Origin of the sequence: Streptomyces sp. NPDC048278 (assembly GCF_040652195.1) — a bacterium.
Lineage (GTDB): Bacteria > Actinomycetota > Actinomycetes > Streptomycetales > Streptomycetaceae > Streptomyces.
In genome coordinates this window covers 139,922-152,427 of record NZ_JBEZLP010000024.1, presented here as the reverse complement: position 1 = coordinate 152,427, position 12,506 = coordinate 139,922, and the positions used below count along the sequence as shown (strand labels likewise).

Here is a 12,506-nt window from a genome sequence, read left to right as displayed (position 1 = left end):
GAACATCTGATTGAGACGTTCTTCTGTTTTCCTGACTGGTTACGACAGTATGGCCTCGGTGCGGACGTCATGTGACCACGAGGTGCCCCGTAACGGCATCCCGCCTGGTTTGTCCGCTGGTCAGGAACCCTCCGGCCGGGCCGCCGCGCGTTCCACGGCCGCCTCGATCTCGGCCCGGGAGCGGCCCTCGTCGCGGGCGTACTCGTTCACCGCGCTCACTTCGTCCCGGGCCAGGTCCCGCCAGGCCCGCAGGGCGGTCTCGTAGGTCTCCGACTGGGCGCCGCCCGGCTGCTGCCGGGCCGGTGGCCCGTAGGTGTCCCGCAGTTCCAGGACCTTCTCGTGGGCCGCGTCGGCCGCGCGGTGCTTCGCCACGAGTTCTTCGAAGGTGTGTGCCACGTCATGGACACTAAGGACGGTCGGGCCGCGCCGCCTGTCGAGAGCCCGGGTCAGTCCGCCAGGACGAGATCCGCCCACACCTGCTTGCCGCCGCTGGCCGGCACGGTCCCCCAGGCGGTGGACACCGCCTCCACCAGGAGGATGCCGCGCCCGCCGGTGGCCTCCCAGCCGATGTTGGTGGGTTTCACCGGGCTGCGCGGCGAGGCGTCCGCGACGGCGATCCGCAGCCGCTGGTCGACCAGGGTCAGGTCGAGCCGGACGGGTCCGTCGGTGTGGATGAGGGCGTTGGTGACGAGTTCGGAGACGACCAGCAGGGCCGCGTCCATGGCCTGGTCGGTCACGCCCCACGAGCGCAGGGTGCGCCTGCTGAAGCGGCGGGCGTGCCGGGCCGCCTCGGGGACCCGCCACACCGTCCAGCTCTCCCGCAGCGGGCGGACGGCCATGCCGTCGTAGCGCATCAGCAGCAGGGCGACGTCGTCGGCGCGGGGGGCGGTGCCGAGCAGGGCGTCGGCGACCAGGCCGAGGTCGGCCGGGTCGCAGCCGGCGAGGTCACGGGCGAAGCGCTCCATGCCCTCGTCGATGTCGGCGTCGGGTGACTCGACCAGGCCGTCGGTGGTGAGCGCGAGCAGGGTGCCGGGGCGCAGGCTGAGCTGGGTCATCGGGAACTCGGCACGGCCGAGCACGCCGAGCGGCGGGCCGCCCTCGGTCTCGGCGATCCGCGCGGTGCCGTCCGGCTGCCGCAGCACGGGCGGCAGGTGTCCGGCGCGCACGCACCAGGCGGTGCCGTCCTCCATGTCGACGTCGACGTAGCAGCAGGTGGCGAAGAGGTCGCTCTCCATGTCCAGGAGCAGCCGGTTGGCGTGCGAGACGACCACGTCGGGGGTGTGCCCCTCGGCGGCGTAGGCGCGCAGCGCGGTGCGCATCTGGCCCATGAGGGCGGCGGCGCTCGCGTTGTGGCCCTGGACGTCGCCGATGACGAGGGCGACGTGGTTGTCGGTCAGCGGGATCACGTCGTACCAGTCGCCGCCGACCTCCAGGCCGCCCTCGGTGGTGGGCAGGTAGCGGGCGACGGCCTCGGCGCCGGGCAGCCCGGGCAGCCGGCGCGGCAGCAGGGCGCGCTGGAGCATCCCGACGAGTTCGTGCTCGGCGTCGAAGGCGTGGGCGCGCATCAGGGCCTCGCCGGCCAGGCCGGCGGAGGCGGTGAGCAGGGCGCGTTCGTCGGGGCCGAAGTCGTGCGGGGCGTCCCAGCCGATCAGGCAGGCGCCGGCCAGCCGGCCGGCCGCGGGCAGCGGAAGGATGGCGAGGCCGCCGGGACCGACCTCGGCGAGGGCGGGCTCCAGGGCGGCCCGGGCGGGCCAGATCTGGGCGCGGCCCTCGCGCAGGGCGGCGGCGAGGGTGGGCATGGACCGTACGGGGGCGTCGGGCCACTCGCTGCGCCACTCGCTGCGCCACAGCTCGGGCCACGACTCGGCCTCGGGCGGGTCGAGGACGGTGACGACCAGGCGGTCGTTCTCCAGTTCGGCCAGGGCGATCCGGTCGGCCTTGAGCGGTTCGCGCAGGGCGGTCACGACGGCCTGGCCGACGTCCTTGACCGTGCGGGCGGTGGCCAGGGCGGCGGCGAGCTGCTGCACGCGGGTCACGTCGGTGACGTCCGAGCGGAGCGTGGAGGCGTCGGCGACGGTGCCGGCCAGCCGGGCCGGGCGTCCTTCGCCGCCGGGCACCAGCCGGCCGCGCAGCCGCAGCCACTTGGGCGGGCCGGAGGGCTGCAGGATGCGGAACTCCAGCTCGCGGTCGCCGATGGACATGTGGTCGGCCTCGACGACGGACATCAGGGCGGGCAGGTCCTCCGGCAGGGTGCGGCCCAGCAGCGTCTCGACCTTGCCGTCGAACTCGTCGCGGCTCATCCGGAAGAGTCCGAGGATGCCGTCGCCGACCGCGATCCGGCCGGTGTCCATGGCGAGGCTGAAGGCGTCGGCGGGCAGTTCGCCGCTCTCCGCGGCGGGCGGCAGCGGGGCGGGCAGGACGATCGCGTCGGCCACCAGGTCCAGGCAGGCGCGGTCCTCGGGGCCGAACCCGTCGTCGCGCTCGCCGACGGCGACGAGCAGCCCGGCGCCGCCGGGCAGGGGCAGGGCCGCGAGCCAGAACTCCCGGGACGGGGTCCGCCGTGCCTCCGGGCAGTCGGCCAGTTCGTCGGGGCCGAGCCAGACGGGCCGCCCGGTGCCGTACGCCTCCGCCGCCGGGGACCGCCCGATCGCCGGGTAGGCGTCGCGCAGCCCGTACAGGGTGCGGGGCAGGCCCGCCGACTCGGCGAGGCGCAGCACGGTCCCGTCGTCGCCGGGTGTGTACACGCCGGCGAAGGCCGCGCCCGCGAAGACCAGCGCCTGTTCGAGGACGCGGCGGAGCCGATCGGGCGCGCCGGGATCGCCAGTGAGCGTTTCGAGGGCGATTTCGGCGCGATCCGTTCTCGTTCCGCGTATCGCAGCACCCTCACTGACCACGCCGCCATTACAGCGCTTATGAGGCGTCTGCGCAGCCCCTGTGACCGTTCCGTGGAGGGTGGGAGCCGGCCTGCTCGAAACCCACCGAACATGTCTTGACCCGTGCGTTCCGCACGGTGACCTCGTGACAGACGTGACTGTCCGCGACCGTCCGGCCCCTGAAAGTGTCGGGGGCGACCCACGGAGGGGGCGCAGATGGACGGACGGTACGAGGTGTACGCGCTGGCCGACAGGTACTTCTACGACACGCCGGACCGGCTCGGGACCGCCGGGTCGCGGGCGGAGCGGCTGTTCGCCGCGGCGCGTCGTGCGGTGCCCGAGGGCTGGCGTGCGGCGCGCTCCGGTGACTGGCTGACCATGACCCCGCTCGGCGCGGACGGCGCGCCGCTGCCCTCGCCGGCCCAGGGCTGGAAGATCCACTCCTCGGCCACCGCGGCCGACGCGGAGCGGATCGCGGCGATCGTGTGGGACTACTGCGTACCGCGCCGCGTCCCGTTCAAGTTCGTCCCGGGACCGCAGCTGCTGCACCTGCGCAACGCGAAGTACGCGGCCCGCGACACCAGTGGGAAGTTCGTCACGGTGTACCCGCCCGACGAGGGCCGTCTTCAGGAGGTGTTGCGGGAACTGGGCGCGCTCCTGGAGGGTTTCGAGGGGCCGTACATCCTGACCGACCTGCGCTGGAAAGACGGACCGCTGTACGTCCGCTACGGCGCGTTCGCGCGTACGTACGTCGTCGACGAGCGCGGTGCGCTGGTGACGGCGGTGCGGGACGGTTCCGGCAGGCCGGTGCCGGACCGGCGGACGCCCGCGTTCCAGGTGCCGGAGTGGGTGACCCTGCCGGAGTTCCTGCGTCCGCAGCTGGCGGCACGGGAGGCCACGTCGGTGGGCGACCTGCCGTACCGGATCGAGAAGGCGCTGCACTTCTCCAACGGCGGCGGGGTGTACGCCGGCACCGACACCCGGGACGGGCGGCGGGTGGTCCTGAAGGAGGGACGGCCGCACGCGGGGCTGGCGGCCGACGGCGCCGACGCCGTCGCCCGGCTGGGCAGGGAGAAGGCCGCCCTGGAGGCGGTGGCCGGCACCGGGGTGGTGCCCGAGGTCCGGGACTGGTTCACGCTGGGCGAGCACCGGTTCCTGGTGATGGACCTCCTCGAAGGCCGCCCGCTCAACGCCTTCTTCGCCGAACGGCACCCGCTGCTCACCGCGGACCCGGATCCCGGGGCGGTACGGGACTACACGGCCTGGGCGCTGCGCATCCACCGGAGGGTGGAGGAGGCCGTGGCGGCGGTGCACACGCGCGGGATCGTCTTCAACGACCTGCACGTCTTCAACATCATGGTCGGGCCCGACGAGGAGTCGGTGTTCCTCGTCGACTTCGAGGCGGCGGCCCCGGCCGGGGAGAACGGCCGTCAGGTCGTCGCCCATCCCGGCTTCTTCGCCCCGCCGGACCGCCGGGGCGCCCAGGTGGACCGGTACGCGCTGGCGTGCCTGCGCCTGGCTCTCTTCCTGCCCGTGACCACGCTGTTCGTCGTGGACCGCGGCAAGGCGGCGCATCTCGCGGACGTGATCGCCGGTCAGTTCCCCGACGTGCCGCGCGCGTTCCTGGACGAGGCGGTCGCGGAGATCACCCGGGACGCCCCGGCGGCGCGTCCGGCCGTACCTGCGCAGTGGCCGCACAGCCGGGACTCGATGGCCGAGGCGATCCTCGCCTCCGCCACCCCCGGGCGCGACGACCGGCTCTTCCCCGGTGACATCGCCCAGTTCGGGGACGGCGGCGGCCTCGGCCTCGCGCACGGCGCGGCCGGGGTGCTGTACGCCCTGGACCGGTCCGGCGCCGGACGGTACGAGGAGGGCGAGCGCTGGCTGCTCGACCACACCGCGCCCCCGCCGCCCGGCACCCCGCTCGGCCTGTACGACGGTCTCGCGGGCGTCGCCCACGTCCTGGACCTGCTCGGCCACCGCCAGCGCGCCCTGGACCTCGTCGACGGCGTCCTCCGGGAGAACTGGCGCAGCCTCTCCTTGGACCTGCACGCCGGCCTGGCCGGTCTGGGCCTGGTCCTGGACTCCCTCGCCGACGCGACCGGCGAGCCGGAGCTGCGCGCCCGTGCCGCCGAGGCCGCGGAGATCGTCGTACGGCGGCTCGCCGAACCGCTCCCGGAGACGCCCCGGCGGCGTGCCGGACTGCTGCGGGGCGCGTCAGGACCCGCGCTGTTCCTGCTGCGGCGCTACGAACGCAGCGGCGATGCCGCCTTGTTGGCGACGGCCGGCCGGGCGCTGCGCCGGGACCTGGACCGCTGTGTGGTACAGCGGGGCGGGGGCCTGGAGGTCGACGAGGGGTGGCGCACGCTGCCCTACCTCGGCGACGGCAGCGTGGGGATCGGCATGGTGCTCGACGACTGGCTCGCCCACGGGACGGACCCGACCGGCGACTTCGAGCGCGCCCGGGCCGCCATCCGCACCGCCGCCACCTCGCGCTTCTACGCCCAGCCGGGCCTCTTCCAGGGCCGCGCGGGCATGATCCTGCACCTCGCCCGCACCGGCGCCGACCCGGAGCGGCTCGCCGCGCAGATCGACGGGCTCGGCTGGCTCGCGATGGCCTACCAGGGCCGGCTCGCCTTCCCCGGCCACCAGATGATGCGGCTCTCCATGGACCTCGCCACCGGAACCGCCGGGTGCCTGCTGGCGCTGACCGCCGCCCTCGACGGCGACCGCGCCGCCCACCTGCCGTTCCTCCCGCCGCCACCGGCGGCCCCCTGAACACGGCTCCGCGCTTCGGCGGAGTCGTGGCACAACCCCGTCCCCGATCACACCCGGGGGGCCGCTCGGTCCCCGGAAAGGACACGCTATGGCACTGCTCGACCTGCAGACGATGGAGTCCGAGGAAGGTCACGACGGCGGCGGCGCCAGCACGGTGAGCCTGCTGTCGTGCGTCTCGGCGGCGAGCGTCCTGCTCTGTCTCTGACCGGCACGACGCCACCGGCTCCGGGCGGCCCTCTCCTTCAGGAGGGGGCCCGTCCGGGGCCTTCGCCGATACGAGGGCTGCCGCGATGACCCGATCCCCGCACCGCGATCCGATGCGCACCGCGCTGCGCGACGCCGGGGCGCGCTGCGCGGCCCTGGCCGTGGCGAGCACGGCGGCCACGGCGGCGGGGCTGGTGCTGCCCGCGGTGCTGGGCCACACCCTGGACCTGCTGCTGGCGGGCGCCCCGGCGACCGCGTGGGTGGCCCGGGCCGCCGGACTCGTGCTGCTGGCGGCGCTGCTGGACGGCTGCGCCGGCGTGCTCGCCGGGACCGTCGACGCACGGGCCACGGCCGGGCTGCGCAAGCGGGTCACCAGACAGGTGCTGGCGCTGGGGCCCCGCGCGTCGGCCCGGTTCGGCGCCGGGGACCTGGTCGGCCGGCTGGTCGGGAACGCCGCGCAGGCCGGGACCGGTCCCGCCGCCCTCGCCGCGCTCCTCGCCGCGCCGGCCGGTCCGGTCGGCGGAGTGGTCGCGCTCGGTCTCCTCGACCCGTGGCTCGCGGCCGTGTTCCTGGCCGGGGCACCCGTACTCGCCCTGCTGCTGCGGGCGTTCACCCGGGACACCTCGGCGTGCGTCGCCGACTACCAGCACGAGCAGGGCCGGATCGCGACCGCGCTGGCGGAGGCGGTCGACGGCCACCGGACGATCGCGGCGGCCGGTCTCCAGGCCCGGGAGGCGGAGCGGGTGCTGCGCCCGCTCCCGGATCTCGCCCGTGCCGGGCACCGCATGTGGCGGGTGCAGGGCCGGGCCGCCGCCCAGGCGGTCACCGTGGGCCCCCTCCTCCAGCTCGCCGTCGTGGCGGTGGCGGGCCTCCTGCTCTTCCGCCACCGGATCTCGGTCGGTGATCTGCTCGCCGCCTCCCGCTACGCGGTCCTCGCGACCGGCGTCGGCGTGCTGGTCGGACAGCTCGCCGCCGCCACCCGGGCGCACGCGTCCGGCCGGCGCCTCGCCGAGGTGCTGGCCCACCCCGCACCGGCCCACGGCAGCCGGCCGCTCCCGTCCGGCCCCGGCCGCCTGGAACTGCGCGGAGCCACCGTCCACCGGGGCGGTCGCACGGTGCTGGACGGCGTGGACCTGACCGTGCCGGGCGGTACCGTCCTCGCCGTCGTCGGCCGCTCCGGCACCGGCAAGTCCCTGCTGGCCGCGCTGGCCGGGCGGCTGGCCGACCCGGATGCCGGGGAGGTCCTGCTGGACGGGGTCCCGCTTGCCGCCCTCCGCCACGACGAGCTGCGCCGGGCCGTCACCTACGCCTTCGCCCGCCCGGCCCTTCTCGGTACGACCGTCGCGGACACCATCGCCTTCGGCCTCACCACCCCCTCCCCCGCCGGCCTCCGCGCCGCCGCCCGCAAGGCCCAGGCGGACGCCTACATCCGCCGCCTTCCCGACGGCTTCGCCACTCCGCTCGGCGAGGCCCCGCGCTCCGGCGGCGAGGCCCAGCGCCTCGGCCTCGCCCGGGCGTTCGCGCACCCCGGGCGGCTGCTGATCCTCGACGACGCCCTCTCCGGCCTGGACACCGTCACCGAACACCGCGTCACCGCGGCCCTGCTCGCGCCGGGCCGGGGACCGACCCGGCTGATCGTGGCGCACCGGGTCTCGACCGCGGCCCGTGCGGACGCGGTGGCCTGGCTGGACGGCGGCCGGGTCCGGGCGGTGGGGCCCCATGCGCGGCTGTGGCGTGATCCGGCGTACCGGGCGGTGTTCGGGGCGCGGGCGGCCGAGGGTACGACCCGGTGACCGCCTCGCCGCTGCGGGTGCGCCGGACGGCGCTGGTGCGCCTGGTGTGCTGGTCGCTGCTGGAGGCCGGGCAGACCTTTCTCCTCGGGTACGCCCCGGCCCGCGCGCTCGACGCCGGGTTCCTGGCCGGGGACGCGCGGACCGGGCTGTGGTGGCTCGCCGTGGCCGCCGCCGGGGTGGCGGCCGGGGCGTACGGGACCCGGCGGGTGTACGGGGTGGTCGCCGACCTCGTCGAGCCGGTGCGGGACCGGCTGGTGGCGGGGGTGGTCGCGCGCGGGGTGCGGGAGGCGGACCGGGGGGCGCTGTCCCGGCTGACCCAGCAGGTGGAGATCGCCCGGGACACCCTGGCCGGGCTGGTGCTGGTGTCCCGGTCGTTCGTGTTCACGGTCGTCGGCGCGCTCGCCGGGCTGTGCGCGCTCGCGCCGCCGCTGCTGCTGGTCGTGCTGCCCCCGCTGCTGGCCGGGCTGGGGCTGTTCGCGGCGACCCTGCGGCCGTTGGCCCGCCGTCAGGAGGCCTTCCTGGTCGCCGACGAGGCGCTCGCGGCGGAACTGGGCGAGGTGGGCCCGGGGTTGCGGGACATCACGGCGGCGGGGGCCGAGGAGCAGGTCGCCGCGGGGGTCGGGGAGCGGGTGGACGCGGAGTTCCGGGCCGCCCGGGCGCTGGCCCGCTGGAGCGCCGTACGGGTGGCGGCGCTGGCGGTCGGCGGCCGGCTGCCCCTGGTGCTGCTGCTCGCCGCCGCGCCCTGGCTGCTCGCCCGCGGCGTGACCGCGGGTGCCCTGGTCGGCGCGCTCGCCTACGTCACCCAGTCCCTGCTGCCCGCCCTGAACAACCTCGTGCACGGCCTGGGCACCGGCGGGGCGCGCCTCACCGTCGTCCTGCGCAGACTGCGCCCGCCCGCGGACACCGGTACGCCCCCGCGGCCGGCGGGAGAGCCGGACACCGACGCCCCCGCTCTCGCCCTCTCTGCCGTCACCTTCGCGTACGGCCCGGCGAGCACCCCCGTCCTCGACGCGCTCGACCTCGTGGTCCCGCACGGCGGGCACCTGGCCGTCGTGGGTCCGAGCGGGATCGGCAAGTCGACGCTGACCGCGGTGGCCGCCGGGCTGCTGGACCCGGTGCACGGCACGGTCCGGGTGTGCGGCCACCCCGTGCCGGGGGCGCGGGCGGCGGCGCTGCGGGTGCTGATCCCGCAGGAGGCGTACGTCTGGGAGGGCACCCTCGCCGAGAACCTCGGGCTGCTGCGCCCGGACCCCGTCCCGGAAGCGGAACTGCTGGCCGCCGCCGAGGCGGTCGGACTCACCCCGCTCCTCGACCGGCTGGGCGGTCCGGACGCCCCGGTGCGTCCTGCGGAGCTGTCCGCGGGCGAGCGTCAGCTGGTCGCGCTGACCCGCGCCTACCTCTCCCCCGCGCCGCTCGCCCTCCTCGACGAGGCGACCTGCCATCTCGACGCGGAGGCCGAGGCCCGCGCCGAGCACGCGTTCGCGACGCGGCCCGGCGGCACCCTGGTGGTCGTCGCCCACCGCGTCGACTCGGCCCGCCGCGCCGGGCGGATCCTGGTGCTGGACGGCCCCCGCACGGCCTGCGGCACCCACGGGGACCTGCTGCGCTCCTGCCCGCTGTACCAGGACCTGACGGCCTCGTCACGCCCGTCCGTCACCCGGTGAGACCGGCTCCGTCACCGGCCGAGCCCGGTGGGACCGGCCGGCCCCGTCACAGCCATCCCTCGCCCTGCGAGATCCGGATCGCGTCGACGCGGTTGCGGGCTCCGGTCTTGCGGGTGATCGCCGCCATGTAGTTGCGCACGGTCCCGTGCGACAGGTGCAGGCTGCCGGCGATCTCCGCGATGGAGGCGCCGCCGGCCGCCAGCTCCAGCACGCTCAGCTCCCGTCTGGTGAGCGGGATCTCGGCGGCCCGCAGGAAGCCGAAGCCCAGCGAGTCGTCGACGAAACGTTCCCCCTCGGCGGCGCTCCGGATCGCGCGCACGAGCCGTTCCGGCGCACCCGCCTTGTCGACATAACCGAGCGCCCCCACCTCGGCCGCCCGTTTCAGCAGCCCCGGCCTGTTCGCACCGGCAAGCACGACCAGCCTCGGCGCGACCGCACCGGGCTCCGCCGGGCGCAGGTCGGCCAGCGGCGGCACGCCGTGGGTGCCGGAGCCGTCGAGGTCCGCCGCGCACACGTCCGGCCGCACCGCCCGGACCCGCCCCCGCGCGCTGTGCCACGGCGTGTCGTCCACGCGCAGCCCGGGTTCCCTGCGTAACCACTCCGCCAGGACCGATCTCACCAGAGACACGTCGTGCACCAGAAGTACCCGGATCACCGCCGCCCCCTCAGCCAGACATACGTCGGTTCTTCCGTTCGAGGTGTGGAACGCGTGCCCCGTTGTTGGCACCGTCCACCCTTCATGGGCGCGAAGATCCGGCCATCGGGGTGCGCGGGGGCGCGCGCCCGGCGCTCGTACCCCGCCGCGCGCTTCGACTCCGGGGGAATGTGCCGGGGCGAACGGGGTATGCGGGGCCGCCCGGGTGCGGGGCCCGCGCCGCTCTCGCCGTGCGCCGGTCGCCGCCAGGGGGGAGCCTTGATCCCGAGGACGCGACGCGCGGCCGGACGAGGAGGTGGTCGGGCGTGTCCGACGGGATGGGGGCGCCTCCGGCGGGAGCGGAGCCGGACACCGAGGTGCCGGCGGCCGGGAGCACCCCGACGTCCGGCCGGCCGCTGTTGTCGCTGGCACTGGCCTCGATGATGGAGGAGGTCCAGGCGCACTCCGGCGCGGTCTATCTGCTCGCGTCCGACGAGCCGGTCCTGGAGATGGCGGTGACGGCGGGGCTGCCCCGGGCCTTCGCGGCGCCCTGGGAGCGGGTCGGGCTGAGCGCGCCGATCCCGGTCGCGGAGGCGGCGCGCGAACGGCGGCTGGTGTGGGTGGGCGGCGAGGAGGCCATGGCCCGCCGGTACCCGCGCATCGCGGTGGTGCTGCCGTACGCGTTCGCGCTGGCCGCGCTGCCCGTGGCGACGGCGGACACCCTGTACGGGGCGGTGTACGTGACCTGGCCCGGTGCCCATCCGACGGTGCTGTCCGACCGGGAGCGGGAGTCGCTGACCTCGGCGTGCGACCGGCTGGCGGTGCGGCTGGCGCGGGTCGCCCGGGAGAACCGCGTGCTGCGCGCCGAGCCGGATCTGCTGGCGGCGCCGCCGTCCGGGGTGGCGGGCACGCTGGGCACGGTGGAGGCGGCGCGGATGGTGGGGCGGCTGCCGTACGGACTCGCCTCGCTCGATCTGCACGGCCGGGTCTCCTTCGCCAACGTGGCGGCGACCGAGCTGCTCGGTGTGCACGTCGACGATCTGCTCGGCACCCAGCCGTGGGTCTCGGTGCCGTGGCTGAACGACCCGATGTACGAGGACCGCTACCGGGCGGCGCTGCTCAGCCAGCATGTGACGTCGTTCGTGGCGCTGAAGCCGCCGGGTGACTGGCTGTCGTTCCGGATGTATCCGAGCACGACCGGGCTGACCACCCGGATCAGCCGGGCGCGGGCGGTCGCCGAGATGGTGGGGGCGGCACCGCGCGCGGACGCGGCGCCCGCGCACCGGCTGGTCACCATCTCACAGGTGCTGAGCCTGGCCGGGGCGCTGACGGAGGCCGTCGGGGTGCAGGACGTGGTGCAGCTGGTGGCGGACGAGGTCGCCCCTTCCGTCGGCAGCCAGGCCGTGGTGCTCCTCGGCTCGCGGGGCGGCCGGCTGCACGTGCTGGGGCAGCACGGGTACGAGGATCCGCGGCTCGTGGAGCGCTTCGACGGCCTTCCGCTGGCCGAACGCACGCCCGGCACGCATGTCCTGAACACGGGTGTGCCGGCGTTCTTCGAGTCGAGGCAGCAGCTGGAGCGGCTGTACCCGGACCGGAACGAGACCCCCGACGGGTTCGCCGCGTGGGCGTACCTGCCGCTGATCGCGTCGGGCCGGCCGGTGGGCACCTGTGTCCTCGCCTACGCCGAGCCGCACGCCTTCCCCACCGACGAGCGTGCCGTGCTCACCAGCCTCGGCGGCCTGATCGCGCAGGCGCTGGAGCGGGCCCTGCTCTACGACGCAAAGAACCAGCTGGCGCACGGTCTGCAGGCGGCCCTGCTGCCGCGCTCGCTGGCCCCGCCGTCCGGTATCGAGGCCGCCGCACGCTATCTGCCGGCGATGCACGGCATGGAGATCGGCGGCGACTTCTACGACCTGGTGCCCACCCGGCCGCTGGCGGCGGCGGTGATCGGGGACGTGCAGGGGCACAACGTGACGGCGGCCGGGCTGATGGGCCAGATCCGTACCGGCGTACGGGCCTTCACGAGCGTCGGGCAGGCGCCGGAGGAGGTGATGTGCAGCACCAACCGGCTGCTGATCGACTCCGGGGCCGATCTGTTCGCGAGCTGTCTGTACCTGCGGCTGGACCCGAAGCGCGGGCGTGCCGTGATGGCCCGGGCGGGGCATCCGCCGCCCCTGCTGAGACGTCCCGACGGGCGGGTCCGGGTCCTGGACCTGGCCGGGGGGCCGTTGCTGGGCATCGACTCGGAGGCGACGTACCCGACGACCGAGGTGTCCCTCGCGCCGGGCTCGGTGCTCGCCCTCTACACCGACGGGCTGGTCGAATCCCCCGGGGTGGACATCGAGGACGCGCTGGTCGGCCTCGGGGAACTGCTGTCGGAGAACGGCGACCAGCCTCTGGACAAGCTCGCGGACACGCTCGTGCGGCACAGTGCGGCGGCGCAGGAGCGTGTCGACGACGTCGCGGTGCTGTTGCTGCGGGCCGAGACCGACGGCTGACCTTCGCCGAAAACGCCGCGGTCCGGCCCTCCCGCCGGAGGGCCGGACCGTCCGCCGGCGGC

Annotated in this window: 8 protein-coding genes; 5 read left to right on the top strand and 3 right to left on the bottom strand. The window is 75.8% G+C overall.

Annotated elements, in window-relative coordinates; all coding sequences use genetic code 11:
- Window positions 1-120 precede the first annotated feature (120 nt).
- Together AB0D74_RS33770 and AB0D74_RS33765 are read right to left on the bottom strand one after the other, a co-directional pair.
- Window positions 121-396, bottom strand: a complete 276-nt coding sequence (locus AB0D74_RS33770) for a hypothetical protein (RefSeq protein ID WP_362595437.1) — start codon at window positions 394-396, stop codon at window positions 121-123.
- A 50-nt stretch (window positions 397-446) separates the two neighbouring features.
- The gene (locus AB0D74_RS33765) at window positions 447-2,894 is read right to left on the bottom strand and encodes a SpoIIE family protein phosphatase (protein ID WP_362595435.1); all 2,448 of its coding nucleotides are present in this window, start codon (window positions 2,892-2,894) and stop codon (window positions 447-449) included.
- 195 nt (window positions 2,895-3,089) lie between these two features.
- Between AB0D74_RS33765 and lanKC the strand changes: the two genes are divergently transcribed.
- The 4 genes from lanKC to AB0D74_RS33745 all read left to right on the top strand — a co-directional run bounded on the left by lanKC (window position 3,090) and on the right by AB0D74_RS33745 (window position 9,312).
- A complete protein-coding gene (gene lanKC, locus AB0D74_RS33760) occupies window positions 3,090-5,651 on the top strand; it encodes a class III lanthionine synthetase LanKC (protein ID WP_362595433.1) in 2,562 nt (853 codons plus the stop codon).
- A gap of 88 nt (window positions 5,652-5,739) precedes the next feature.
- Complete coding sequence (locus tag AB0D74_RS33755) at window positions 5,740-5,856, top strand: SapB/AmfS family lanthipeptide (RefSeq protein WP_093506696.1); 117 nt, start codon at window positions 5,740-5,742, stop codon at window positions 5,854-5,856.
- 85 nt (window positions 5,857-5,941) lie between these two features.
- The gene (locus AB0D74_RS33750) at window positions 5,942-7,648 is read left to right on the top strand and encodes an ABC transporter ATP-binding protein (protein ID WP_362595430.1); all 1,707 of its coding nucleotides are present in this window, start codon (window positions 5,942-5,944) and stop codon (window positions 7,646-7,648) included.
- Window positions 7,645-9,312, top strand: coding sequence for an ABC transporter ATP-binding protein (locus tag AB0D74_RS33745; protein WP_362595428.1), 1,668 nt, complete (start codon window positions 7,645-7,647; stop codon window positions 9,310-9,312). The genes AB0D74_RS33750 and AB0D74_RS33745 overlap by 4 nt, the downstream gene beginning before the upstream one ends.
- A 46-nt stretch (window positions 9,313-9,358) precedes the next feature.
- On the opposite strand, the gene AB0D74_RS33740 is transcribed toward AB0D74_RS33745, so the two are convergent.
- Window positions 9,359-9,967 carry a response regulator transcription factor gene (locus tag AB0D74_RS33740; protein WP_362595426.1) on the bottom strand — a complete coding sequence of 203 codons (609 nt, stop codon included), beginning with the start codon at window positions 9,965-9,967 and terminating at the stop codon, window positions 9,359-9,361.
- A 317-nt stretch (window positions 9,968-10,284) separates the two neighbouring features.
- On the opposite strand from AB0D74_RS33740, the gene AB0D74_RS33735 reads away from it, so the two are divergent.
- On the top strand, window positions 10,285-12,444 hold the full coding sequence (locus AB0D74_RS33735; protein ID WP_362595502.1) for a SpoIIE family protein phosphatase: 2,160 nt from the start codon (window positions 10,285-10,287) through the stop codon (window positions 12,442-12,444).
- The last annotated feature ends 62 nt before the right edge of the window (window positions 12,445-12,506 follow it).